Source organism: Verrucosispora sp. CNZ293 (genome assembly GCF_002754655.1).
This window is the reverse complement of the sequence record NZ_PEFR01000001.1, coordinates 6093524-6117741: the sequence shown is the minus strand read 5'-3', so window position 1 is coordinate 6117741 and position 24218 is coordinate 6093524. Positions and strand designations below refer to the sequence as shown.

24 protein-coding genes and 2 tRNA genes are annotated in these 24218 nt (G+C 70.2%); 11 read left to right on the top strand and 15 right to left on the bottom strand.

Features of this window, described 5'->3' with window-relative positions; translation table 11 throughout:
• Positions 1-21 precede the first annotated feature (21 nt).
• The 4 genes from CLT74_RS27935 to CLT74_RS27920 all read right to left on the bottom strand — a co-directional run bounded on the left by CLT74_RS27935 (position 22) and on the right by CLT74_RS27920 (position 3086).
• The gene (locus CLT74_RS27935) at positions 22-684 is read right to left on the bottom strand and encodes an ATP-dependent Clp protease proteolytic subunit (RefSeq protein WP_099850375.1); all 663 of its coding nucleotides are present in this window, start codon (positions 682-684) and stop codon (positions 22-24) included.
• A gap of 14 nt (positions 685-698) precedes the next feature.
• Positions 699-1340, bottom strand: a complete 642-nt coding sequence (locus CLT74_RS27930; RefSeq protein ID WP_099850373.1) for a ClpP family protease — start codon at positions 1338-1340, stop codon at positions 699-701.
• Positions 1341-1510: 170 nt separating this feature from the next.
• Entirely contained in the window at positions 1511-2857 is a 1347-nt protein-coding gene (gene tig / locus CLT74_RS27925) for a trigger factor (protein ID WP_099850371.1), read from the bottom strand.
• A 155-nt stretch (positions 2858-3012) separates the two neighbouring features.
• A tRNA-Pro gene (locus tag CLT74_RS27920) sits at positions 3013-3086 on the bottom strand.
• Between the two features lie 185 nt (positions 3087-3271).
• Between CLT74_RS27920 and CLT74_RS27915 the strand changes: the two genes are divergently transcribed.
• From CLT74_RS27915 to CLT74_RS27900, 4 genes are all read left to right on the top strand, one after another.
• Positions 3272-3345: transfer RNA gene (locus CLT74_RS27915), tRNA-Gly, on the top strand.
• A gap of 472 nt (positions 3346-3817) precedes the next feature.
• Positions 3818-4384: a hypothetical protein gene (locus CLT74_RS27910; RefSeq protein ID WP_143697210.1), complete on the top strand. Its 567-nt coding sequence runs from the start codon at positions 3818-3820 to the stop codon at positions 4382-4384.
• 342 nt (positions 4385-4726) lie between these two features.
• Entirely contained in the window at positions 4727-5332 is a 606-nt protein-coding gene (locus CLT74_RS27905; RefSeq protein WP_486582617.1) for a hypothetical protein, read from the top strand.
• Positions 5333-5364: 32 nt separating this feature from the next.
• Positions 5365-5646, top strand: coding sequence for a hypothetical protein (locus tag CLT74_RS27900; protein WP_199172275.1), 282 nt, complete (start codon positions 5365-5367; stop codon positions 5644-5646).
• 43 nt (positions 5647-5689) lie between these two features.
• Here CLT74_RS27900 and CLT74_RS27895 read toward each other — a convergent pair whose 3' ends face one another.
• Together CLT74_RS27895 and CLT74_RS27890 are read right to left on the bottom strand one after the other, a co-directional pair.
• A complete protein-coding gene (locus tag CLT74_RS27895; RefSeq protein WP_158240297.1) occupies positions 5690-6598 on the bottom strand; it encodes an alpha/beta fold hydrolase in 909 nt (302 codons plus the stop codon).
• A 38-nt stretch (positions 6599-6636) separates the two neighbouring features.
• A complete protein-coding gene (locus CLT74_RS27890; protein WP_099850362.1) occupies positions 6637-7653 on the bottom strand; it encodes an acyl-CoA desaturase in 1017 nt (338 codons plus the stop codon).
• A gap of 115 nt (positions 7654-7768) precedes the next feature.
• Here CLT74_RS27890 and CLT74_RS27885 point away from each other — a divergent pair, with 115 nt between their 5' ends.
• A complete protein-coding gene (locus CLT74_RS27885) occupies positions 7769-9070 on the top strand; it encodes a sensor histidine kinase (RefSeq protein WP_099853160.1) in 1302 nt (433 codons plus the stop codon).
• Positions 9022-9657: a response regulator transcription factor gene (locus CLT74_RS27880; RefSeq protein ID WP_099850360.1), complete on the top strand. Its 636-nt coding sequence runs from the start codon at positions 9022-9024 to the stop codon at positions 9655-9657. Before CLT74_RS27885 ends, CLT74_RS27880 begins: the two co-directional genes overlap by 49 nt.
• A 33-nt stretch (positions 9658-9690) precedes the next feature.
• On the opposite strand, the gene CLT74_RS27875 is transcribed toward CLT74_RS27880, so the two are convergent.
• The 3 genes from CLT74_RS27875 to CLT74_RS27865 all read right to left on the bottom strand — a co-directional run bounded on the left by CLT74_RS27875 (position 9691) and on the right by CLT74_RS27865 (position 11905).
• Positions 9691-10749 (bottom strand): hypothetical protein, encoded by a 1059-nt coding sequence (locus tag CLT74_RS27875; RefSeq protein WP_099850358.1) that lies wholly within the window; start codon positions 10747-10749, stop codon positions 9691-9693.
• The gene (locus CLT74_RS27870; protein WP_486582615.1) at positions 10746-11090 is read right to left on the bottom strand and encodes a PadR family transcriptional regulator; all 345 of its coding nucleotides are present in this window, start codon (positions 11088-11090) and stop codon (positions 10746-10748) included. Before CLT74_RS27870 ends, CLT74_RS27875 begins: the two co-directional genes overlap by 4 nt.
• Before the next feature lie 275 nt (positions 11091-11365).
• Positions 11366-11905, bottom strand: a complete 540-nt coding sequence (locus tag CLT74_RS27865) for a hypothetical protein (protein ID WP_099850354.1) — start codon at positions 11903-11905, stop codon at positions 11366-11368.
• Between the two features lie 112 nt (positions 11906-12017).
• Here CLT74_RS27865 and CLT74_RS27860 point away from each other — a divergent pair, with 112 nt between their 5' ends.
• A complete protein-coding gene (locus CLT74_RS27860) occupies positions 12018-13250 on the top strand; it encodes a GNAT family N-acetyltransferase (protein WP_099850352.1) in 1233 nt (410 codons plus the stop codon).
• A gap of 120 nt (positions 13251-13370) precedes the next feature.
• Positions 13371-13697, top strand: a complete 327-nt coding sequence (locus tag CLT74_RS27855; RefSeq protein ID WP_486582613.1) for a hypothetical protein — start codon at positions 13371-13373, stop codon at positions 13695-13697.
• Between the two features lie 54 nt (positions 13698-13751).
• Here CLT74_RS27855 and CLT74_RS27850 read toward each other — a convergent pair whose 3' ends face one another.
• From CLT74_RS27850 to CLT74_RS27840, 3 genes are all read right to left on the bottom strand, one after another.
• A complete protein-coding gene (locus tag CLT74_RS27850; RefSeq protein ID WP_099850350.1) occupies positions 13752-14219 on the bottom strand; it encodes a ribose-5-phosphate isomerase in 468 nt (155 codons plus the stop codon).
• 72 nt (positions 14220-14291) lie between these two features.
• Positions 14292-15497, bottom strand: a complete 1206-nt coding sequence (locus CLT74_RS27845) for a DUF1015 family protein (RefSeq protein ID WP_099850348.1) — start codon at positions 15495-15497, stop codon at positions 14292-14294.
• 669 nt (positions 15498-16166) lie between these two features.
• The gene (locus CLT74_RS27840; RefSeq protein WP_099850346.1) at positions 16167-16790 is read right to left on the bottom strand and encodes a mycothiol-dependent nitroreductase Rv2466c family protein; all 624 of its coding nucleotides are present in this window, start codon (positions 16788-16790) and stop codon (positions 16167-16169) included.
• Between the two features lie 217 nt (positions 16791-17007).
• Between CLT74_RS27840 and pepN the strand changes: the two genes are divergently transcribed.
• Positions 17008-19557 carry an aminopeptidase N gene (gene pepN, locus CLT74_RS27835; protein ID WP_099850344.1) on the top strand — a complete coding sequence of 850 codons (2550 nt, stop codon included), beginning with the start codon at positions 17008-17010 and terminating at the stop codon, positions 19555-19557.
• Positions 19558-19638: 81 nt separating this feature from the next.
• Complete coding sequence (locus tag CLT74_RS27830) at positions 19639-20082, top strand: Uma2 family endonuclease (RefSeq protein WP_099853151.1); 444 nt, start codon at positions 19639-19641, stop codon at positions 20080-20082.
• A gap of 78 nt (positions 20083-20160) precedes the next feature.
• Here CLT74_RS27830 and CLT74_RS27825 read toward each other — a convergent pair whose 3' ends face one another.
• From CLT74_RS27825 to CLT74_RS27815, 3 genes are read right to left on the bottom strand one after another with little or no spacing between them, the layout of a single operon-like run.
• Positions 20161-20574, bottom strand: a complete 414-nt coding sequence (locus CLT74_RS27825) for a DUF5130 family protein (RefSeq protein WP_099850342.1) — start codon at positions 20572-20574, stop codon at positions 20161-20163.
• Positions 20561-20869 (bottom strand): aa3-type cytochrome oxidase subunit CtaJ, encoded by a 309-nt coding sequence (gene ctaJ / locus CLT74_RS27820; protein WP_486582611.1) that lies wholly within the window; start codon positions 20867-20869, stop codon positions 20561-20563. The genes CLT74_RS27825 and ctaJ overlap by 14 nt, the downstream gene beginning before the upstream one ends.
• A 46-nt stretch (positions 20870-20915) precedes the next feature.
• Positions 20916-22379 (bottom strand): amidase, encoded by a 1464-nt coding sequence (locus CLT74_RS27815; RefSeq protein WP_099850338.1) that lies wholly within the window; start codon positions 22377-22379, stop codon positions 20916-20918.
• 129 nt (positions 22380-22508) lie between these two features.
• On the opposite strand from CLT74_RS27815, the gene CLT74_RS27810 reads away from it, so the two are divergent.
• Positions 22509-24203, top strand: coding sequence for an FG-GAP-like repeat-containing protein (locus tag CLT74_RS27810; RefSeq protein ID WP_099850336.1), 1695 nt, complete (start codon positions 22509-22511; stop codon positions 24201-24203).
• Positions 24204-24218: the final 15 nt, after the last annotated feature.

Below are 24218 nucleotides of genomic sequence, written 5' to 3'. Positions count from 1 at the left end.
CGACCTCCGACCCGGTAGCGGTCAGCCAGCCGCGTTCGCGGCCAGGAGACCCTTCTTACGACTGGTGAGGATCGTGTCGACGAGCCCGTACTCGCGGGCCTCCTCAGCCGTCATGATCTTGTCACGGTCGATGTCCTTGCGAACCAGGTCGACCGGACGGTTGCAGTGCCGGGAGAGCATCTCCTCCAGCTGCGTACGCATCCGCAGGATCTCCTTGGCCTGGATCTCGATGTCCGAGCCCTGCCCGTAGCCGCCCTCGGTGGCCGGCTGGTGGATGATGATGCGCGAGTTCGGCAGGGCCATCCGCTTGCCCGGAGTGCCCGCCGAGAGCAGCACCGCGGCGGCCGAGGCGGCCTGGCCGAGGCAAACGGTCGAGATGTCCGGCCGGACGTACTGCATGGTGTCGTAGATCGCCGTCATCGCGGTGAACGAGCCGCCCGGCGAGTTGATGTACATGATGATGTCCCGGTCGGGGTCCGTCCCCTCCAGGGTGAGCAGCTGGGCCATCACGTCGTTGGCCGACGCGTCGTCCACCTGCACGCCGAGGAAGATGATGCGGTCCTCGAAGAGCTTGTTGTACGGGTTGGACTCCTTGACCCCGTACGACGTCCGCTCGACGAACGACGGCAGGATATAGCGGTTGTGCACGGCCGCGAACTGGGGCGGCAGGCTCAGGTCGGTCATCGTCTGCTCCTCGATCAGCTCAGGGTCCCGGCGCCCTCGGGCACCTGAGCGGCCCCCGTGATCACCTTGTCGATAAAGCCGTAGTCGACGGCCTCCTGGGCGGTGAACCAGCGGTCCCGGTCCGAGTCCGCCTCGATCTGCGCCGGCTGCTGACCGGTGTGGAAGGCGACGCGCTCCTGGAACATCCGCTTGGTGTACAGCATCTGCTCGGCCTGGATGGCGATGTCGGCGGCGGTGCCGCCCATCCCGCCGGAAGGCTGGTGCATCATGATCCGGGCGTGCGGAAGGGCGTAGCGCTTGCCCTTCGTCCCCGCGCAGAGCAACAGCTGGCCCATGGACGCGGCCATGCCCATCGCCACTGTCGACACATCGTTGTCGATGAACTGCATCGTGTCGTAGATGGCCATGCCGGAGTAGACCGAGCCACCGGGCGAGTTGATCCAGAGGTTGATGTCGCGGTCCGGGTCCTCCGCGGCGAGCAGCAGCAGCTGCGCGCAGATGCGGTTGGCGACCTGGTCGGTCACCTCGCTGCCCAGGAAGACGATCCGCTCCTTGAGCAACCGGTTGTAGACCGAGTCGTCGAGGTTGCCAATGGTGTCACCGCCGCGGGCCTCGATCGCCCGAAGCGGCTTCGCTGGGATGTGCATGTCGGTCATGGCAGCCCTTCGCTCTCCGTACCGTCGTGTCCGACACTAACCGCTGGGCCGGTCGCCAGACTCCCGGTCCGGGCACTGTTCGCTCTCAGCGCAGCAGGCCGAAGGCGTACCCGGAAAAGGGATCGGGCCACCACCCACCGCGACCGGCGGACGGTGGCCCCACCCGGCGATCAGTGCTCGTGCGAGTGCTCCTGCTCGCTCGCCTCACGCAGCGCGTCCATGGTGACCACGTTGCCGGCCGAGTCCTTGATCGTGATGCGTTCCATCACCGAGGCCAGCGCCTTGCCCCGCCGGACGTCACCGTAGACCGCACCGGCGGTGCCGGAGCGGACGAGCTGGTCGTAGTACTGCTGGGGAGCCATGCCGGCACGCTGGGCCCGGTGGACGATCTCGTGACCGAACTCGTCGTCGGAGACCTGCACGTCCTCGGCGTCGGCGAGCGTGTCCAGCAGCAGCTGAACCTTGACGCCCTGGGTGGCGGCGTCGGTCAGCTCGGCGTCGATCTGCTCCTCGGTCTTCTCCTCGGCGGCGAGGTAGTCCTCCATCGAAGCGCCGATGCGCTCCAGCTGGTCGGCCATCGCCTCCTTGCGGCTCTCCACCTCGTCGCGGATCACGCCTTCCGGCGCCGGCACGTCGGCAGCCGCGACGAGCTGCTCCAGGGCCTTGTCCCGAGCGGCGTAGATCTGCTCGATCCGCTTGCCCCGGCTGACCCGCTCGCGCAGGTCCGCCCGCAGTTCCTCCATGGTGTCGAACTCGCTGGCGAGCTGGGCGAACTCGTCGTTCAGCTCGGGCAGTTCCTTCTCCTTGACCGTACGCACGGTCACCAGCACCTCAGCGTCCCGGCCAGCGAAGTCGCCGCCCACCAGCTGCGTGGTGAAGGTGGTGTCCTCACCGGCGGACAGGCCGACGACCGCCTCGTCCAGCCCCGGCAGGAGCTGCTTGCTGCCCACCTCGTGCGAGATGTTGCTGGCCGAGCCGCCCGGCACCTCCTCGCCGTCGACGGTCGCCCGCAGGTCGATCTGGACGTAGTCACCCTCGGCCGCGGCGCGCTCGACCGTCTTCAGGGTGGCGAACCGCTCACGCAGGCCGTTCACCTGCTCGTCGATCTCGCTGTCGTCGATCTGCAGCTCGTCGACGGTGACCTCGATCGAGGCCAGATCGGGCACGGTGATCTCCGGCCGGACGTCCACCTCGGCGGTGAAGTTGAGCGAGTCACCGTCGTTGAACTCGGTGATGTCGACCTCGGGACGGCCCAGCGTCTTCAGGTCGTGCTCCCGGACCGCGGCGAGGATGTTCTGCGGGATCGCCTCCTGCACCGCCTCGTTGAGCACGGTGCCCCGGCCGACCCGCTGGTCGATGATCGCCGGCGGCACCTTCCCCTTACGGAAGCCGGGGATCTGGATCTGCTGACCGATCTCCCGGTACGCCTTCTTGAGGCTCGGCTCGAGCTCGACGAACGGCACCTCGATGGCGAGCCGCACGCGCGTCGGGCTCAGAGTCTCGACGGTGCTCTTCACAGGCGTACTCCTTGACGGATCTCGGTTGATTCTGGGCGCACTTCGGCCCATCGAGTGTAGGCGAGCCGGCACGGCGGACCAGCAGCGCCCGGGCCGGCAGCGGGCCTGCCCCGCGTGCCGGCGGTCCGGGTGCCGCCGCCCGGTGCTCGCGGCAGTCGGGGTGGCGGGATTTGAACCCACGGCCCCTCGCTCCCAAAGCGAGTGCGCTACCAAGCTGCGCCACACCCCGTGGCGACGAGCAGTCTATGCCGTCCCTCCGACAACAGGTTGCCGGGGCGTCACCCAACGCGCCGAACGAGGACGAACCGGACATCCATGCTCTGAGGGCGGCGAGGCGGCGGGGCGGGGATACGGTCGCGCGGCCCTCGTCGGTATTGGGTAGGCTGTCGGGCACACCCGGTCCTCCGGGTGTACGCGGGCGTAGCTCAATGGCAGAGCTTCAGTCTTCCAAACTGACGGTGCGGGTTCGATTCCCGTCGCCCGCTCCACGGTAGTGGCCCAGGTCAGAGGTGATTCCGACCTGGGCCATATTCGCGCCTATCGCTTGCCTTCCGGGCGTGCCCGTTGCGGGCCCGATCGCGTTCCTTGGCGATGCTGGCACTGAGCCGGTGGCCAGCTCCGACCCTGGGAGCCGCGTTCATGCCCGGCGAGGTTGGGTCAAGAGCGCCACTGTGGCGGTGTCCCCCGGGGGTACGGCTCCGTGACACGAGAGTCGGCCAGTCTGTTCCGGCAGCGCCCGCACGAGCCGTCAAGGCCCGCTCGACATGGGGGGGCCGAGCGGCGGCCCGCTTCCCTGCGGCATGTCTCGAACCCGTTACGGTGGCTCAGCTCAACCCCGGACCGTGGCACTGGTGGATGGACCTCCGGCCTTTCCCGGGCGAGAGGCTGTGCAGGTCTGATCAACGATGTGATGGGGGATCGCTGGTGGGGCAGCGGCACGTGCGGAAAATGTTGCGGAAGATGGCCGACGGGCAGCCGGTGGAGGTCGAGCAGGTGGCCACGTTGCGCTCACTCGCCCTCATGGCCGCTGTTGCCGAGCAATTCGGTTACGCGTACACGGACACACGGCAGCGACACCGCAACGGACCGCAGTTGTTCTTCGTACCCGACCCCCGTCCGCAGGCCCGCGAGAGGGCCGAGCGGAACCGAGTGCAGTACCCGGATGCTTCCACCGGGGGCGCCCTGCCCCCGGTGTCTGCCGACGTGCTGGATCTGTTCAAGGCCCGTATCAGCTACGACCTCGAGGGCTGGAACGACGACAAGCAGCGAACGTGGCTCCTCTATGTCGTCCTCACCGTGCTGTGCGCGATCCTCGGTGTGGGGCTCGGGCTAGGAGGGACGTCCCCCACCGCCGCCGCTGCTGTCGCCGCCGTCGCCTGGGCGGCGCTGATGTCTGTCACCCTATTTTTGGTCTCCGTTCGTCGACGGAGACGGGCTAAGTTCGCTGCGATCCTGGAGGCGGCCGGGTTCACGCAGACGACTGAGCAGAGCGGCCGGGAGCGGTATCTGCCGCTGACGTACCAGTAGGCCGCACAACCGCGGGGATCACGAACAGGGTGTCGGTGGTGGCGGAGAGCCGGTCGTGCCCGTTACGTACCCGTGAGGTCGGTCAACAAGGGTCAACAGCAGCTCCGAGCCGTGGCTGTCCGGGAGGAAGGCCACCCGGTCACCAGTGCCGCCGCGAGCGCGTGCCGGCAGCTCAAGGCACCTTCCAGACTGACGGTGCGGGTTCGATTCCGTCGCCCGCTCCACCGCACTGCGGCCAGACCAGAGGCGCGATCCCCTCATCCTGGCCGGTCGGCCGCTCCCCTGCTTGCCTCTGCGGAGAGCAAGAGGCATGTGCAGCGCGCTCCACTGCACGACGTGACAGTGGAATGTGATCGCTTCGGTGCGTGTGGTGCTGCCACGATTGGCACCGTGACTGGCGACTCTCGCACCTGGCGTAGTGCGCTGCTGGCTCGCGTGGTCGCGGAAATCGAAACGGAGATTCGTCAGGCGTGGCAACGCCTTCTGCTCGACCTTGATGTCGATCCTGGTTCTGCTGAGGCGATCGAGGTGGCCTGGTTGGTGGTCGACGACCCGGCGGCGTACGACTGGCGGACCGTCGACGGCGCAATTGACCGGCTGAGTTGTCCGGCTTGTGGGGCAGGGTTGACCCAGGGTCCGGCCGCGTGTGAGAAGTGCGAGTTTCACCACCGGATGCGGTTCGGTGCCCGGGAGGTGGACCGCCGGGATGTTCCGCCGGGCAACGAGCATGCCTTGCGGGTGGCGAGTGCGGTGGCGCGTACCCGTCATCGTTATTCGGCCCGCGCTCGGGTGGGCTACGAACTGGTGCTGCCGGACCTCGTCGCCGGTGGGTTGCCCACCACCCGGCAGGCGCAGGCCGGCAAGGCTCTGATCAACAAACTGACCGATGATGAGTGTGACCGCGTTGAGAGCTTCGCCGAGGTCGAGGAGTTGGCGCGCGGTCGCTGATCCCCTACCGGCCACGACCTATGGGAGCCGCCATGTCCGGTGAACCGGAGCCGGGTTTGCAGCCCGAGTGGCTGCGGCCCGACCATGACCAGGGTGATCCGGTGCTGGTGACTGTGGGCGGGCAGGTCTTCCGGGTTCAGGCCCGGGCGGGCGCACCGGGCACGTACGACTTCGACTGGCTCAGCGGGCCGCACGACTACGGCTTCGGGCTGTCCCGGTCTGACGGGTCGGTGATGAGCCGCGCCGAGATGGTGGAGGCGATCCGCGAGTTCCTCGCCGAGATCGACCCCGCCACCGGCTACCTGGCGGAGTGACGGCAGCACAGCCGACACCGTCAGCGGCGAGAAGCCGGCACCGTCACAGGCGACAGAGCCGATGGTGCAACCAGGTGACGACGAGTTCGTCGAAGCCGGGGGCGCGGGCGGTGCCGATCCGGAGGTTGTGGTCGGCGCCGGGGAACACCACGATCTCGTGGTCGTCGTGGCCGGCCTCGCGCAGGATGGCGGCGACGACCCGGACGCTCTCCGGCACCGGTACGAGCAGGTCGTCGGCGCCGTAGATGGCAAGCAGGGGGCAGCTCAGTGACCTGAGCGCGGCGGTCGGATCGTGGTCGGCGATGCCGGCGAGGAAGGCGATCGACGGGGGTGTCGTGCCGGCGAGCTTCGTGTACCACGGTGCGGTGTGCCAGGGTGCCTGGGCGGCGTGGACGCGTACCGGATCGTCGCCGGAGCGTACCCGGTGGATCTGCTCGTGGAGCAGGGTCACGGCCTGCTCGACGTCCGCCTCGGTGAAGCCCTCGGCGGGAAGCTGGTGGCGCAGCCGGTACTCCTCCTGCGCCAGCACGCCCACGCCCGGGCCGGACACGCAGACCACCGCCGCGACCGTGTCGCTCCGGGACGCCGCGAGTGGGGCCACCCAGCCGCCCTGGCTGTGGCCGATCAGCGCGACCGCGTCGGCTCGTACGTCTGGATGCTGGCGCAGGGCGCGGACCGCCGCGAGGGTCTCCTCGGCCCGGTCGGTGAGCCGCTGGCGGGTCCAGTCTCCGGTCGAGGCACCCGAACCCGGCTTGTCGTAGGCGAGGCTGACGAAGCCGGCGGCGGCCAGCCGGGTCGGCCACTCCCCCAGGTCGCGCCCGCCGGGCCCCGAGCCCTCCACGAAGACCACCGCCGGGTACGGGCCCGGCGTGGGTGGTCGAACCAGGTCACCGACCAGCTCGTCGCCGTCATGCTCGAAGGACAGTTCCGTCGACACCGGCTCGAACAACACGCCGCCCACGGTATCCCTGCCCGGCTTGACGCCACGGCTCAGCGAGCCGCGTGTTCGGCGCGGGCGGGTGCGCCCACCTCATGCAGGTGTCGCAGAGCCTGTCGGTAGGAGGTGACGAGACCGGTCTGTTCGTAGGCGACGCCGATCTCGGCGCAGTACGCCTGCACGATCGGCTGGGCCTTGCGCAGGCTGGGCGTCGGCATGCCGGGGAACAGGTGATGCTCGATCTGGTAGTTGAGACCGCCGAGCGCCACATCGGTCAGCCAGCTACCGCGAACGTTGCGGGAGGTCAGCACCTGCTTGCGGAGGAAGTCCTCGTCGCCGGTCGGGTGCGGCATGCCCTTGTGGTTCGGAGCGAACGTCATGCCCAGGTAGACACCGAACAGGGCCTGGTGCAGCAACAGGAAGACGAGTGCCTGCGCCGGTGAGAGAACGAGCAGCAGTGCGGTGAGGTAGCCGACGGCGTGCAGGATCAGCAGTGTGCTCTCGACGCCACGTCGTTTGACTGTGCCGTTGCGCAACGCCTTGACGCTGGACACCTTCAGATCGATGGCGAGCAGCGTGAGCAGCGGGAAGAACAGCCCGGCCTGGTGCCGGGTGATGAACCCCTTCAGCCCTCGCCGGCCGACGGCCGACTCGGTGGCCCAGATGAGCACCTCGGGGGCCACGTCCGGGTCGAGGTCGTCGTGGTTGGGGTTGTTGTGGTGGCGGGTGTGCTTGTCCATCCACCAGCCGTAGCTCATCCCGACGCCGAGATTGCCGGCCAACCGCCCGGCGACCTCGCTGGGGCGTTTAGTACGGAAGACCTGGCGGTGTGCCAGGTCGTGCGCCACGAGCGCGAGCTGGGTGAACGTGACGGCGAGGAAGACGGCTGTGATCATCTGCCACCAGGAGGAGCCGATGACGAAGAATGCCGTCCAACCGCCGAGGTACATGAGCGTGACGACGCCCAGCCGGAGGGTGTAGTAGGCGGGCCGGCGCTGCATCAACCCCGCGCCGATGATCCGGCGGGACAGGGTGGCGAAATCGCTACCGGTCGTCGTTGTAGTCGTCATGGCTCTAGCAGACCACCCCACAGCCGGGTCGTCAGGAGCATCAGCCCTTCCGTCGACGGGGGTGCTGGCACCACCGTCGGATGGCGAGATCGCGGGCACAATATGAGCTGTGGACATGGCTGGAGCTGATGAGCGGGTGGGCCGGTGGTTCCGGCGGGGAGTCCGCTCCGTGCTGGACAGCATGGCCGCGATCGGCCTGGCCCTCACCAATGTCCCGTTGCTGGTGGTTTCGGTTGTCGCCCTGGCCCTGACCCCGGTGCCGTTCCTGGGAATGGCCCTCGTGCCCTGGACGATGACGCTGGTCCGGAAACGGGCGAATCTGGAACGCAGGCTCGCGTCCCAGACCGGTGTCCTGGTGGCACGTCCGTACCATCCGCCGCCGGAGCGGTCCCTGCCCGGCGGCTGGCGACGTTTCCGGTGGACCGTCACCGACCCCGCTACCTGGCGTGACCTCGCCTGGCTCGTGCCCGGGGCGATCATCGCGGTCGCCCTCGGCGTGATCTCCGTGGCCGTGCCGCTGTACGGGCTGGCCGGTCTGACGTTGACACCGCTGTGGATCTGGCTCGGCACCGGATGGTACGGATACGGCCTCATCTGGTCCGTCGACACGGTCGGCGAGGCCCTGCTGTGCCTGCCGCAGGGCGCCGCCATCCTCGCCGGTGGTCTGTGGGTGGCCCCGTGGCTACGTCGCGTCGACGCCTCCTTCGCCCGACTTCTCCTCAGGCCGACCAGGGCCGCCGAGCTCCGGCTACGGGTAACCCAGCTGACCGCGACCCGCGCCGACACCGTGGACGCCCAGGCCGCCGAGCTGCGCCGCATCGAGCGGGACCTGCACGACGGCATCCAGGCACGGCTCGTGTCGCTGGGCATGATGATCGGTCTCGCCGACGAACTGATCGACCGTAACCCGACCGCGGCTCACGAGATGCTGGCCGAAGCGCGCGAGTCGAGCGGCACGGCGCTCGTCGAGCTACGGCACCTCGTACGCGGCATTCACCCTCCCGTGCTGGCCGAGCGTGGACTGGCCGGCGCGGTGCGGGCGCTGGCGCTCAGCCTTCCCGTGCCGATCACGGTCGACGCCGATCTTCCGGGGCGGCTCGACACACCTGTCGAGTCGGCGGCGTACTTCGCCGTGGCCGAAACGTTGACCAACATGGTCCGGCACAGTCGTGCCCAGCACGCCTGGGTCACCCTGCGCCACGCCGAGGGGCGACTGGCCATGGTGGTGACCGACGACGGGGCAGGAGGCGCCAACCCCACCGCCGGTACCGGTCTACGGGGTATCGAACGTCGCCTCGCCGCCTTCGATGGCACGATGGCGCTGTCGAGCCCGCCCGGCGGGCCCACCGTCATCACCATGGAGTTGCCGTGCGCGTTGTCATCGCCGAAGACCACGCACTCCTTCGCGACGGACTGACCCGACTCCTGCAGGCCTTCGACTTCGACGTCGTCGCGTCCGTCGACAACGGTCCCGCGCTGCTGCCCGCCCTGGTCACCCACAAGCCCGAGGTGGCGGTGATCGACGTCCGCCTGCCCCCGACATTCACCGACGAGGGCCTACAGGCCGCGATCGCGGCCCGCACCCAGATACCCGGACTGCCGATTCTCGTACTGTCCCAGCACGTCGAGCCCATGTACGCCCGCGAGCTGCTCAGCACTCCCCAGGGCGGCGTGGGCTATCTGCTGAAGGATCGCATCTCCAACGTCGGCGAGTTCGTTGACGCCATCCGCCGGGTGGCCGCCGGCGGCACCGCCATGGACCCCGAGGTGATCTCCCAGCTCCTCGCCCGCCGGGAGCCGCTGGCGGTCCTCACCGCCCGGGAACGGGAGGTGCTCGGCGAGATGGCCGAGGGTCGCTCCAACGCCGCCATCGCCACCAAGCTGCGCATCACCGAGAAGGCGGTGAGCAAGCACATCAACAACATCCTCACCAAGCTGGACCTGCCGCCCTCGGAGGACGACAACCGCCGGGTGCTGGCCGTGCTGGCGTATCTCAACGCCTGACCCGGAGAGCGCACCGGCACCTGTGGGTCGACGTCACGGATCGGTGTGACGCGGCTCCACGGCGGTCGATACCGGCGGCAGGTGGCGCAGTGCCCGGAACGCCACGACGGCAAGTGGTACGCCGACCGCCAGGACGGCGACGACCTGTGCGGAGGCGACCGTCAGCAGTGCCGTGCGCTCCACCTGGCCGCCGATGTCGGGCAGGGTCGCGGTCCGCAGGGCGAGCGCGGTCGTGGCGAGCAGCACCAGCGCCAGCGACCAGGGCAGGGTGCGCGCTGGCGGGCGGGATGTCCGTACCACCAGGTGGCCCGCCATCGCGACGACGACAAGCACACAGCACAGGCCCGGCCAGTCCAGCAGCCGCAACGCGGGCGTGGTCGCCTGGGCGACGAACAGCGGCACGGGGACCGCGAGGATGCCGATCGGTAGGGCCAGCAGCCAGGGACGGCGTGCCACCGCAGCGGCGTCGCGGTGGAAGGCCGACATCGCGACAAGCAGCAACAGCTCGACCAGCAGCATCGCCCACGGCGCCACGGTCAGCGGTACCGGGCCGGTGACCTGTTCGACGGCGACCGCGATGCCCTGCGGCACGACGGCGACCGCGGCGACGGCCTGGGCCACCCGGCGGTGCCCGAGGACAAGGGCGAGGAAGGCCGGCAGCCAGGCGTACCCGGCGACGTTCAAGGTCGCCTGCCAACTGCTGGCGGGTGGCACGAGAACCCACTCGGAGGTGGGCGCGGGCAGCCAGCTCAACGCGCCGGAGAGCCACAGTGTGATGCCGAGACCAGCGGTGGCCATGACCGCCTGGAGAAGCACTCCGCTCAGCACCGCCAGGCGGACCGCCTGTCCCCAGGCGTACGGGCGTGGGGGCGCGTCAGCCCCACCGACCCGCAGCCGGGCGGCGAGGGACAGGACGCTTGTCACCTCCGCCAGGCTCGGGCGGCCGTGATCGGCCAGGTACTCGTCGGTCTCGGCGTCGCCGGTCTGCATGGTCTCCAGGAAGGCGGCGACCATGTCGTCCTCCCACTGCCGCCGGTATCCGACGGGTAGCAGGCGCAGCACCCGGCGGTAGCGTTCCTCCAACCGGCTCATCCGGCCGTCCCTTCGATCGGGCTCTGTCGGCGCAGCCGGGTCGAGGCGAGCCGGGCGTTGGCGGCCAGCCGTCGGGCCTCCGCGTCGAGGGCGTGGCGTCCCCGTTCGGTCAGCCGGTAGTACCGGCGCAGCCTGCCCTGCCAGGCCTCCTCGCGGTCCAGTTCGATCAGGCCGCTGCCGACGAGCCGGTCGAGTGCTCCGTACAGTGACCCGATTTTCAGCCGCACGCGCCCCTGCGACAGCTCCGCCGCGTCGGCGACGATGCCGTAGCCGTGACGCGGGCCGTCGATGAGCGCGGTGAGGACGAAGAAGGTCGGCTCGGTCATCGCCCCGGAACTCATCAGCCCAATATAGTGGCTGGCAAGATATCTTGACCAGCGTTACTTGTCGGTGATGCCCGGCGCAGTCCGGCCGGCGGGCGAGGGCTGATCCGGCGGTCGGGTCGGATCCGGACGGCGCGTCCGGGAAACCGCACCAGCGGGGATGAATCGCGCCAGGCTGGGTAAGCAGGCCGCCGTCCTGGTGGAGTGACGACCTCGGTCGCGGTGCCCCGCGGCCACCTCCCGGGCGGGCCGGCCGACAGGCCGGTCCGCCCGGCGGCCGGGCACCCAGCAACCTAGTTGGTCAGCCAGTTCCAGGCGTCCATGATCCACTGCGTCTGTTGCAGGAAGGCGACACCCAGGCCGGTCAGGAACACCGCCGTGACCAGGTGCGCGCCGCGCGCGGTGCGCCGAATCCGCCCCATCTGCCGTTCCAGCACCACGCGGCCGAGCAACCGGGCCAGGGTGAACAGTCCCGCCGCGACCAGCAGGCTCAGCACGAAGATCACGACCGGTCCGACCAGGTCTCCGCCACCGGAGATCGCCCAGATCCCCCAGCACACGAACGCGAACAGCGCACCGGCGAAGCTCCACTCGCCGCCGCGCTTCAGGCGTGCCACGTGCCAGCTCAGCGGCTGACGCGGTGCCGGTTCGCCGGGCCAGCCGGTGCCGGTCTGCTCGTGCTCCACTGTCGGGAACGGCTCGGTGCGCGGCGCCCGGGCTCCGACCTGAGCCACCCCACGGCGGTACGGGTCGCGCTGCGGCGGCACCCCGTCTCCGGGCTGCGGCGGCACCTCGACGGTCCGCTCCGCCCACGGCTGCGTCTGCTCGGGCATGTCGTTCCCTCCCCCTTTCACCGGCGGCGCCCCCGGACGCCGCTGGAGACCTCGAGGGTAGCCAGCCCGCAAATCGGTCGCCGTACCCACACCTATCGACTAGACACGAGCGGTGACCACCTCCACCCTGCCCATCGAGGCAGCCCGCGCCGAGGACTACGACGAGATCGGCCGTTTCCTCGGCACTCTGTTCCATCACAGTGTCGAGCCCGAGGCCCACGAGGCCGAGCGCGCGATATTCGAACCGGACCGGGCCCTGCTGGTGCGCGACGCATCGGACCTGGTGGCCAGCGCTGCGGCGTACACCCGGGAGCTGGGCGTGCCCGGCGCGGCGGTACCCGCGGCGCACGTCACCCTGGTGGGGGTCGCACCCACCCACCGCCGGCGGGGCCTGCTCACCGCGATGATGCACCGCCAGCTACGTCAGATCTACGACAATCGCCGGGAGCCCGTCGCGGTGCTCTGGGCCAGCGAGGGCCGGATCTATCCGCGCTTCGGCTACGGCCTGGCCTCGCAACGCTTCCACGTCTCCGGCGAGACCACCGAACTACGGCTGCCGGCCCCGACGCCGGACGAGGGCCGACTGCGCCTGGACCGGCCGGCCGACCGGCAGGCCGACCTGGCTCGGGTGTACGACCGGGCCCGCGTCGAGCGTCCCGGCTGGTCGACGCGGGACGACAGGTGGTGGCGGTACGTGCTTGTCGACCCGGAGGCACACCGGGGCGGCGGCACCGAACGGCGGGTGGTGCTGCACGAGGGGCCCGACGGGGTGGACGGCTACGGACTGTTCCGCACCAAGGCCGAGTGGGACGATGCCGGCCCGAACAGCCTCACCACCGTCGACGAGGTGGTGGCGAACACCCCGGCGGCGTACCGGGCGATCTGGCGGATGCTGCTCTCACTCGACCTGACCCGGCGGCTGAGCTGGATGCGGGCCGCAGTGGACGAGCCGCTGCTGCGGTTGCTCAACGAACCGCGCCGGCTCGACTTCCGGCTGGTCGACGCCCTCTGGGTACGGGTGGTGGACGTACCGGCCGCGCTCGCCGCCCGGCGCTACGCCACGGACGTCGACGTGGTCATCGAGGTGACCGACCACCTGCTGCCGGAGAACACCGGCCGGTGGCGGCTGCGCGGCGGACCGGCCGAGGCCACCTGCACCCCGGCGACCGGGCCGGCCGACCTGGCCTGCGACGTTCGCTGCCTCGGTGAACTCTTCCTCGGCGGGGTGACCCCGGCCGCGCTGGCCGACGCCGGTCGACTGGGCGAGCTACGCCCCGGCGCGCTCGCCGCAGCCAGCCCCGCCTTCACCTGGCACCGGGCCCCCTCCGCCATGGAGATCTTCTGACCCCACCTTCGCCGGTCTTGCACTTTTGGTCGCCGCTCTGCCCCCTTGCTCCGCTTCTGTCCCGACGAAAAGTGCAAGATCGCCGGGGAGGGCGGGTGGGGGCGGGGGTACGGTCGGGGGGTGGCGGATGGCGGGGAAAGGCGACGGCGGCGGCACCGGCACCACGGCGTTCCCGGTGGCGGGGCCGACCCAGGTGCGGCGGCCACCACGGCCGGGGTGCACGACGGCGTCGAGGCACCACGGGGGCGACGTAACGGCGCTTCCGAGGAAAGTGAGCGCGGGCTGCGCGGGCTGGTCGGGTCCGGCTCGTCGCAGGTGAGCGTGACCGCCGCCATGCGGGCCCGGGACGCCGCCCGACCCACCGACGACGATCTCGCCGCAGCGGCCGAACGGGTCGTCATCGTCCGCCGCAACTGGACCCCCCGCGACGAACTGCCCCGCCGCTGACCCAGGTCGGGCGGCCGCCGAGACGGTGCCGCCCGACCCCGGATCGAGTGATCGTCAGGGCAGGTCGGGCAGTTGCCGACTGCGCTCGTACTCGGCGACCTGGGCGATCCGGCGCGCGTGCCGATCACTGCCCGAGAACGAGGTGGTCAGGAACGCCTCGACGATGGCGGTGGCCTCGTCGAGGGTGTGCTGGCGGGCCCCGACGGCGACCACGTTCGCCTCGTTGTGCTGCCGACCCAGCTGGGCGGTCTCGACGTTCCACGCCAGCGCCGCCCGCACCCCCGCGACCTTGTTCGAGGCGATCTGTTCGCCGTTGCCGGAGCCGCCGATGACCACACCGAGGCTGCCCGGGTCAGCCACCACTCGGGTGCCGGCGTGCAGGCAGAAGGCCGGGTAGTCGTCCTCCGGATCGAAGGCGTGCGGGCCGACGTCGACCACCTCGTACCCCTGCTTGGCGAGGTGGTTGGCCAGGTGCACCTTCAACTCGAAACCGGCGTGATCGGATCCCAGGTAGACGCGCATACCGCGCAGTCTGTCAGGCCCGTCCCACCGGGCACCGCCGGGGCGGGTGGCGGACGGGACGGGCCGGACGGGTCAGGACCGGTCGGGCAGTTCGGCGACGACCAGACCGCCGCGCGCCTTCGGGGTGAACCAGGTGCTCTTGCGGGGCATCTTCTCTCGGGCCAGGTTCACCGCGACGAAGTCGTCGACGGTCACCGGCGCGATGAGGACGGCCAGCTCGGCTCGACCGGCCTCGACCTCACCGGTGAGCCAACTCGCCGGGTAGTCACCGCCGACGTAGGTGATCCGCTTGTCGCCCGGATCCAGACCGAGGGCGTCGCGCAGCAACATCCGCTCGACCAGGGCGTGGTCGAGGTTCTCCAGCCGGCTGGCAGCGGTGTGCGGCAGCGTCACCGCGTACGCCTGGTCGGGAAGCTGGAGCACGACGGTGCCGCCGGTCGCCGGCACCTCGGCCGGGCCGTCGAGCGCGGTGATCCGCGCCCCGGCGGCGGCCAGCCGCTCCAGCAGCTCCCCGGGGGTGGTGGTCAGCTCGCTGACCAGGCGATTGTACGGCTGGATGGCCACCGAAGCCGGTGTGGTCACGACTGCCAGGAACCGGGACATCCCACCGGTCTGCGCGGCCAGGCTGCGGTGGTTGCCGTCGGCGACGACCAACTCGCCCCCGCCGGCCAGCGCGGTCAGCTCGTCCTGCTGCCGGCCCGGACCGACCAGCCAGATGGCGTGGGTACGTCCGGCCTGGTCGGTGTCGGTGGCGGCGGGGGCCCCGGCCGTGTCGGTGGCTGACGCGAGCGCCGCGTGCAGTTCGTCACCGCGCCCGGTCTGCAACAGCAGTACCGGTGAGAGCAGGTGCCCCAACGCCTGGGCCAGCGCGACCCGCTCGCGCACCTTCGCGATGAAGACGTCCTCGTTGCGGATGACCAGGCCGGGCTCGTCGGCCCGGGTGGAGATCTGATCGGTGTCGACCATGGCGAACAGCCCGTAGGCCGGATCCTCGCCCGGCGCGCTGATCCGGTACAGCACCACCACCTGTTCGGCCGGGGTGTAGCTGCCGTCGGCCTTCGCCTCGGCGAGCCGGCTCACCGCGGCCGGCAGGGCGTCGGCGAACGACAGGCCGAGGCTCTCCGGTGCCTTGTGCGGCATCTCGATGCCGAGGGCGCTGTGCGGATTCGCCTCGATGATCGCGGTGATCTCCGCGTCGTCGGCGAACTCGTCGTAGTTCTGGGCGCCGGTACCACCTGTGGTGATCCAGGCTCGGGTGATCGGATGCACGACCGTCATGACGGTTGACGCTACCGGCGGCGCGTCGGGTGCCGCCGCCGGACCCGCCCGGAGCCCACCAGGTGAAAGCGTGGACACTGCCCGACGGCCAACGCAGCGCAGGTACCCGCGGTCACCTGTCGTGCGCCGCCCCCCGCCGGTGCCGGCCGCCGGGACCCGGCATGCCGACCGGACGACCCGCCGGAATCGGCCGTGGCCCCTGGTTGCGCAGCTCTCGGTCGGGTGGGGTCAGTCGGGAGGTGACCGGAACCCGGGCGACTCCCACCACGCTCGGCCGGGCCAACACCCCGGACGAGTTCGGGGACCGGTCGCGGCGGGCCGGCGGCAGGTCACCCGATGGTCGTGGTCCCGGCATGGGCGCCCGCCCTACCGGCTCCGGCCGGGGCGGCACGGCCTCGCGGTCGGACCGGTCCCGTCGCGGCGCCGGCCAGCTCAGCTGCACCGCGGGGGGTCTGGGCGTCGCACCGCCGACGCCCTCCTCCCGCGTCCGGGGGTCGTCGACCGGGGCACGATGTCTGGCCATCTGACGCCTCCACGAGCTGGCGGACTGCGGCCAGCGGGCACGGGTGCGGCCCGCCAGCGATCACCACGGACACCCGGTCAAACGACCCCACGAAGGCACCGGTGACGCCCGGCCGGCCCGAAGCGTCGCCGTCGACGCGACGGCGGTCAGTCGAAGATCGGGTCGAGGTCGCGGCTGCGCTTGAGCTCGAAGAAGCCGGGGGTGCCGGCGACCAGCAGGACCCCGTCCCAGAGGCGACCGGCGGCCTCTCCCTTGGGCGCCGGGGTGATCACCGGCCCGAAGAAGGCGACGGCTCGCCCGTCGGGGCCGGGAGCGTGGATGACCGGGGTGCCGACGTCGGTACCGACCGGCCGCATCCCGGCCTCATGGCTGGCCCGCAGCGGCGCGTCGAGGGCGCTGTCCCCGGCCGCCTCGGCCAGCGCCGGGTCCAACCCGACCTCGGTCAGGGCGGCCTCGTACAGCTCCGGCCCGAGCGGCTCCTTGCCGAGATGGATCCGCGTGCCCAGGGCCGTGTAGAGCGCCCGCACGGCGTCGGAGCCATGGCGCTGCTGCACCGCGACACAGACCCGCACCGGCCCCCACCCGTTGCGCATCAACTCCCGGTAGTCGTCGGACAGCTCCCGACCCTCGTTGAGCACCGACAGGCTCATCACCTGGAAGCGGACGTCGACGGGACGGACCCGCTCCACCTCCAGCAGCCAGCGGGAGGTGATCCACGCCCACGGGCAGATCGGATCGAACCACATGTCAACGCTGACGCGCTCGTTCACGACAGGATCCCTTCGCAATGGTGACGCCGACTCACCGACGTACATCCGATCTTGCTCCCGCCCCCTGCCACCTGCGCGAGGATCCAGCCGTGACCTCGCCCACCACCGACTACCCGTACATGGAAGACTCAGGCCCGGACCGGCCGTCACGAGCGGTCGACGGACCATGCGGCCGTGACGGACGGCGAGAGTGGGATGGAGACGAACAGTGCCGGGAGTGCGCAACCTGACACAGGTCGAGGCCACCGAGCGGGCCCGCCTGCTCGACGTGACCGGGTACGACATCAGCCTGGACCTGTCCAGTGCCGTTCACGCCGCCGACGGTCGTACCTTCCGGTCGACCACCGAGGTGCAATTCCGCTGCGCCGAACCGGGCGCCAGCACGTTCATCGAGGTGGCGGCCGACTCGGTACGCTCGGCGACGCTCAACGGCGACCCGGTGGACCTGGCCGACTTCTCCGCCGAGAAGGGGCTCACGCTGACCGGGCTGGCCAGCGAGAACACGCTCGTCGTCGACGCGGATTTCGCGTTCTCCAGCTCCGGCCAGGGGCTGCACCGCACCGTCGACCCGGTCGACGGTGAGACATACCTCTACAGCCAGTTCGAGACGGCCGACGCGCAGCGGGTCTTCGCCTGTTTCGACCAGCCGGACCTGAAGAGCGTCTACACCTGGCACGCCACGGTTCCGGAGCACTGGAAAGTGATCTCCAACATGCCGGTGGAGCGCGAGGAGGCGGCCAGCGAGGGCCACAAGACCGTGCACTTCGCCACCTCCGCCCGGATGAGCACGTACATCACCGCGCTGTGCGCCGGGCCGTACCACGAGGTGCGGTACACCCACGACGGCATCGACCTGGGCTACTTCTGCCGGGCGAGCATGGCGCAGTACCTCGACTCCGACGACCTGAACCTGGTCACCACGCAGGGCTTCGACTTCTTCCACGAGCAGTTCGGGGTGCGGTACCCGCTGCCCAAGTACGACCAGCTGTGGGTGCCGGACTTCAATGCCGGCGCGATGGAGAACTTCGGCTGCGTGACCCACGCCGAGTCGCACTACCTGTTCCGCTCGCAGGTCACCGACTTCGAGTACGAGCAGCGGGCCAACACCGTCCTGCACGAGCTGGCGCACATGTGGTTCGGCAACCTGGTCACCATGCGCTGGTGGAACGACCTGTGGCTGAACGAGTCGTTCGCCGAGTGGGCCAGCCACTGGTGCAACACGCACGCCACCCGGTTCACCGAGGCGTGGACGACCTTCCTGTCCATCCGGAAGAACTGGGGCTACCGGCAGGACCAGCTCTCTTCCACCCACCCGGTCTACTGCGAGATGCCCGACCTGGAGGCGGTCGAGGTCAACTTCGACGGCATCACGTACGCCAAGGGCGCCAGCGTGCTCAAGCAGTTGGTCGCCTACGTGGGCGAGGAGCCGTTCCTGGCCGGTCTGCGCGCCTACTTCGCCAAGCACGCCTGGGGCAACGCCACCTTCGACGACCTGCTGTCCGAGTTGGAGACCGCCTCCGGCCGCAAGTTGACCACATTCGCCTCCCAGTGGCTGGAGACCGCCCAGGTCAACACGCTGCGACCGGAGCTGACCATCGGCGCGGACGGCACCTACCAGCAGGTACTGGTCCGGCAGGAGGCACCGGAGGGCCACCCGACCCTGCGTACCCACCGGATCGGGGTGGGGCTCTACGACCTCAGTGACGGCCGGTTGGTGCGTCGCGACCGGTACGAGGTGGACGTCGACGGCGAGCTGACCGAACTCACCGAACTCACCGGCGTGCGCGCGGCCGATGTGCTGCTGCTCAACGACGACGACCTCAGCTACACCAAGCTGCGGTTGGACGAGCGGTCGATGGCCACTGTGGTGCAGCACATCGCCGGCCTTGAGTCGTCGCTGGCACGGGCGCTGTGCTGGACCGCCGCCTGGGACATGACCCGCGACGCCGAACTGGCCACCCGCGACTACGCCGCGCTGGTGCTGGCCGGGCTGCCGGCGGAGACGGACATCAACCTGGTCACCGCGACGCTGCGGCAGGTCAGCAGCGCACTCACCTTCTACGCCGACCCGGACTGGGCGCCGACCGGCTGGGCCGACCTGGCCCGCACCGCGAAGACCGCACTCGCCTCGGCCGAGCCGGGCAGCGGCTTCCAGCTGGCCTGGGCTCGGGCGTACGTCTCGGCCGCCCGGTCCGGCGAGGACCTGGCCGTGCTGCGCGGCTGGTTGGAGGGCACCCAGGTGACCCCCGGGTTGACCATCGACACCGAGCTGCGGTGGAGCGTGTTGCAGTCGCTGGTGGCCAACGGCGCGGCCGGCGCGGCGGAGATCGAGGCGGAGCTGGCCCGGGACAAGACCTCCAGCGGTGAGCGGGAGGCCGCCTACGCGCACGCGCTGGTGCCGACCGAGGCCAACAAGGCCGCCGTCTGGGCCCAGTTGACCGGCCCTGAGGCGCTGCCGAACTGGCGGCACCGGGCGCTGTTGCAGGGCTTCAGCCACCCCACGCAGGTGGAACTGGTTACCCCGTACCGGGACCGGTACTTCGCCACCGTCGGGCAGGTCTGGGCGACCCGGGACAGCGAGCCGGCGCAGGAGTTCGCCATGCTCATGTACCCCGCCTACCTGGTGGCGGACGACACCGTCGAGGCCACCGACGCCTGGCTGGCGCAGGAGGGCCACCCGGGGCCGCTGCGCCGACTGGTCGCCGAGGGTCGCGACGGGGTGGTCCGCGCCCTCGCCGCGCAGGCCCGGGACGCCCGAACGGCCTGACCGGACGCGGACCCTGAAGCCGGCGTGGGTATGAGCCTGCGCCGGCTTCGCCGGTTACGGTGATGGAAGGAGGTGGACGTGATGGCACAGCCGATTCACGAGCGGCGCCCACCCGAGCGAAGCTGGCGGGAGCAGGATCTCTCCGACCTGCCAGAGGATGGAAGTCGCTACGAGATCATCGATGGGAGCCTCCACGTGACCCCACCCGCCGGTCCATATCATCACGAGTTGGCTGATGACATTCGGATGGCGATGCGGCAGGCAGCCCCGAAGGGGTGGCGGGTGATCCGTGAGATCGGGGTGCAGGTGCCGGCAGGCAACCTGACCCCAGACATCACGGTGCTCAAGGTGGGAGCCCCGCAGGACCGGATGTGGGCGGAACCAGCTGACGTCGCGCTCGTATACCGCTACGAACTGGTCAAAGAGGTCCACTACAACCTTCTCGGCACGGTCGGGCCCGACGATCCGGTCGAGGTGACGGAGCCGTGGCCGATGCGGCTCAATCCGTCAACCTGGCCGAGGTGAGACTGGGCGCATGATCCCGGTCACGCAAAAGCCCGGCCGCGTACGACGCGGGCCGGGCTTTTGTCGTAAGTGTTGGTCTCAGCCCTTGCCGGCGTAGCGGGAAAGCTGGTCGAGGCCCTGGATGATGCCGCCGGCCAGGTCGCCGCCACCGAAGGCGGCCACCATCGACAGAGCGGCGATCTTGGCGTACGTGTCCGGGACGCGCTTGCGGGCGTACCGACCGGTGACGATCTCCAGCTGCCGCTGGTTGGGCGAGATCGCGATCAGCACCGAGCGGTCGGGCTCGGCGAGCTGCCGGTGCAGCCGCTCGGCGTGCTCCCGGACCGGCTCGTCGAGGCCGCCGATGAAGACGGAGAAGACGAGCCCGGTCGTCCGGTCGGCCAGGCGTAGCGCCTCGTCGATGCGCAGCAGCTGGCGGGTCGAGAACGGCCCGTCGAGCACGTCTGGCGGAGTCTCCGTCCCGGCTACCTGCTGCTTCTCACCAACGGTCACTTGCGCCTCCGGTTCCACCGGTCGGCGTCTCGACGCCGGCCTGTTCCTGCGTGCGGCTGGTCAGCGCGGGCGCCTGTGCCCCCACCGACAGCGCGGTGCCCGCGGAGTCGGCCAGTTCCTCGGGGCGGCCGAGGAACCAGACCGGCGTGAAGTTGAACGGCCGGCCCGGCCGGTAACGCTTGGCACCGCCACCACCGCCCTGGCTACCCGCGTAGACGAGGCCGGCGATCACCAGCACGATGGCTGCCGGGATGCCGACGAAGACCAGCAACGTGTCGGTTACAGACAATCCCAACGCCCCCAGGCGGAAGAAGAGACCTTCGATCGGGTCGGGTGGTGGATCACCTCGGTGACCTCCCGACTCCGCTGTCATTCACGTTAGCGGAGCCGACGCTCCGCCAGACTGCGGGGTGCCGATCCCATCCGCCACTGGAGTCCTCCAGTTGCGCAGCGGTCGCGATCAGCCTCGCATCCTCGCCGTACCGACCGGTGAGCAGAACCCCTACCGGTAGCCCTTCGGCGGTCACGCCGACCGGCAGCGAAACGGACGGTTGGCCGGTGACGTTGAAAACCGCACAGTACGGGGAGAAGCGGCGTTGCCTGTCGAAGTCCTCCTCCGGGGCACGCCCCTGAGTGAACCAGCCGACCGGTGCCTGCGGTGCCGCCAGGGTGGGACAGAGCAGCAGGTCGCAGCCGGCGGTGCGGCGGGCGCCGAGGCGTACCTGCGCCTGGATCTCTCCGAGGGTCGCGGTGAGGGTGCCGGCGGAGATCTCGCCGGCCCTGCTCCGCAGGAAGCGGGTCAGCGGCAACAGCTCGGACTCGCGCTGCGGCGGCACCGGGGCGAGCGCGAGGACGTACCAGACGATCTCGAACAGCGGCCAGACCTGTGGGCCGAGCGGCGCCGGCACCTCGACGACCTCGTGCCCGGCGGCGGCGAGCAGCGCGGCGGCCCGGTCCACCGCGGCGACGCAGTCCGGATGGACCGGCTCGTCGGCGAGCATCGGGGCGGTGAACCGGCCGATCCGCAACCGGCCGGGCTCGGCGGCACGGGCGGCCGCGAGATGGCCGCCCGGTGGTGGCGGCGGCGGCAGGTACGGTTCGCCGGGTACCGGCTCGGCGAGCACGTCCAGGAACGCGGCCACATCCGCGACGGTCCGGCCGAGCGGACCGCTGGTCGGCAGGCCGAAGGCACCGAACCCGAGCGGGCCGCCGGAGACCACGCCCCGGCTGGGTTTGTAGCCGACCAGCCCGCACAGCGATGCCGGGATCCGCAGGGAACCACCGCCGTCGGAGCCCTGCGCCACGGGCACCAGGCCCGCCGCCACGGCCGCCGCCGCGCCGCCGCTGGATCCGCCGGCGGTGTTGGCCAACGCCCACGGGTTACGCGCCGGCGGCGCCACCAGGGTCTCCGAGTACAGCGAACAGCCCAGCTCAGAGGTAGTGGTCTTACCGAGACTGACCAGGCCCGCGGCCCGGATGAAGCGCACCACGTCGGCGTCGACGGGCGGTACGAAGTCAGCGAAGGCGGCCGAACCGAACGTGGTGCGGACACCTGCCGTGAGGGTCAGATCCTTGATCGCCGTCGGCACCCCGTGCAGTGGTCCACGCTGGTCCGCCGGCACCGTGTCGGCGGCATGGGCGGCGGCGCGCGCCAGCTCCGGGGTGACGGTGACGAAGGCACCTACCGTGTCACCGAGCGCGTCGACCCGCCGCAGGTGATGCTCGACAAGCTCCACGCTGGACAACTCGCCACGGGCTATCGCGGCGGCCTGTTCCAGCGCGGTCAGGTCGTGCGGCTCGGCCATGCCGCCATCCTGCCCGCTCAGAGCACCCGTTGCCGCCCCGACACGTGGTGATCCGGCCGCCAGAGACTGAAGTGACACTTGGGCTGCCGTACGCTCCGACCGAATTATCGCCTTGGAACGGGGAATCAGATGTGGAAGCGGCAGCGGAAGCTCGCAACCATGCTCGTGGCCACGATGGTCTCATCGCTCGTCGCGCCGCCCGCCCGGGCTGATGTGGTCGACCCAGCTACCGCGCCGACAGTACGCAGCGTCAGCTACAACGTATGCGGAGCACACGTCTGCCAAAGCCCACTTAGTACCGCTAGTTGGGTATTCGAAATGCGGCAGGAGGTGACGGCGTGGGACGCCGACGCGGTGATGCTGCAGGAGCTGTGCATCGGTCAGTGGACTGGGCTACGCGCTGCACTCCGCGATCTCGGCTATCAGGCTGTCTGGACCGGTACCCGAACCGCCGCCGGATGCGCCAAATGGGACGCCTCCGGTGACGCCCGTTTCGGCCTCGGCGTCTTCGTCAAGGCCCCGGCTGCCGACCGCTACGCCGCCAATCTGGTCGTCCCCGTCGGGCAGGAGGCACGCGCCGTGCTTTGCGCTCGCGCCGTGCTCGACGGCCGTGCCACCCTCGCCTGCACCAGCCACCTCGCCCAGTACATCGAGCCCGACAACGGCTCGGCTCAGGTCCTGACATACGTCGAGCGCTGGGCCGGTGGACTCCCGACAATCTTAGGTATAGACGCGAATGACGTACCGGCGTCGTCGGTGGCGGAGGCCATCCGTACCGGTCGCAGCGGGACCGGCAGGTTCGCTGAGGTCGACGAGAATGATCGCGAACACTTCACCCAGGACTGCATCGACGCCGCAGCAGCGGTCTGTCGTAGCGGCGAAGCGACAGTGAGCATCAACGGCACCCTGAGGAAGTTCGACCACATCTTCCTGACCAGTCAGGATTTCCACACCGTTCGCGGTGACGCCGTCGAGCCCGGTCTCTCCGACCATCTACTACTGAGGGGCGCCGCCTGGTTCGAAGTCCGGCCGGGGTCCGGCGTACCAGGCGATCTGACTGACGACGGCCGAGTGGATGCCATCGCTGTGGACAACGGGGGAAACCTGCGGCTCTACTCCGGGGTAGAAGACGGCGCCCTACTATTTCCGCACCAAGTCATCGGGACCGGCGGATGGACTGACGCCCTGGTGGGTCACCGCGGTGACTGGACCGGAGATGGCCGTGAGGATGTGATCGCCAAGATCGGTGACAGCCTCTGGGTCTATCCGAATATCGGCAGTGGTCGCCTCGGCAGCCGGATGCCCATGGGTGGCCGGCCGACCGGCTGGACCACCACCGGCCAGCTCACCCTGCCCGGTGATTTCACGGGCGACGGCCATCCAGACCTTCTCACACGGTCAAGCACCGGCCTCTGGCTGTATCCCGGGCGCGGCTCGGACATGCCAGCGGTCTCGGCCGCGACCCCCCGCCAACTCGGTGGCGCCGAATGGCAGAACCAGGACGTCCTCGCCCCCGGCGACGTGGACGGCGACGGTTGGGTCGACCTGTGGGCTCGGGACCGCGCCACCGGCCGACTATGGCTGTATCGGAGCCTCGGCGGTACAGATCTCGCTCCTCGGCAGGCCGCAGCCACCAGCGCATGGCCGAGTGCGGACTACCCGCTGACGACGTCTCCTGGCGATACCAACAACGACGGCCTCGCCGAACTCTGGACGACCACCACCTCCGGCGATCTTCTCCTCCAGATCGGCGCACCAGGCGGACCGGGTCCCGCGAGCACCATCGGCAGCGGGGGTTGGTCCGGAATTCTCCGGCTGAGTTGACCGTCTGATGCTCGG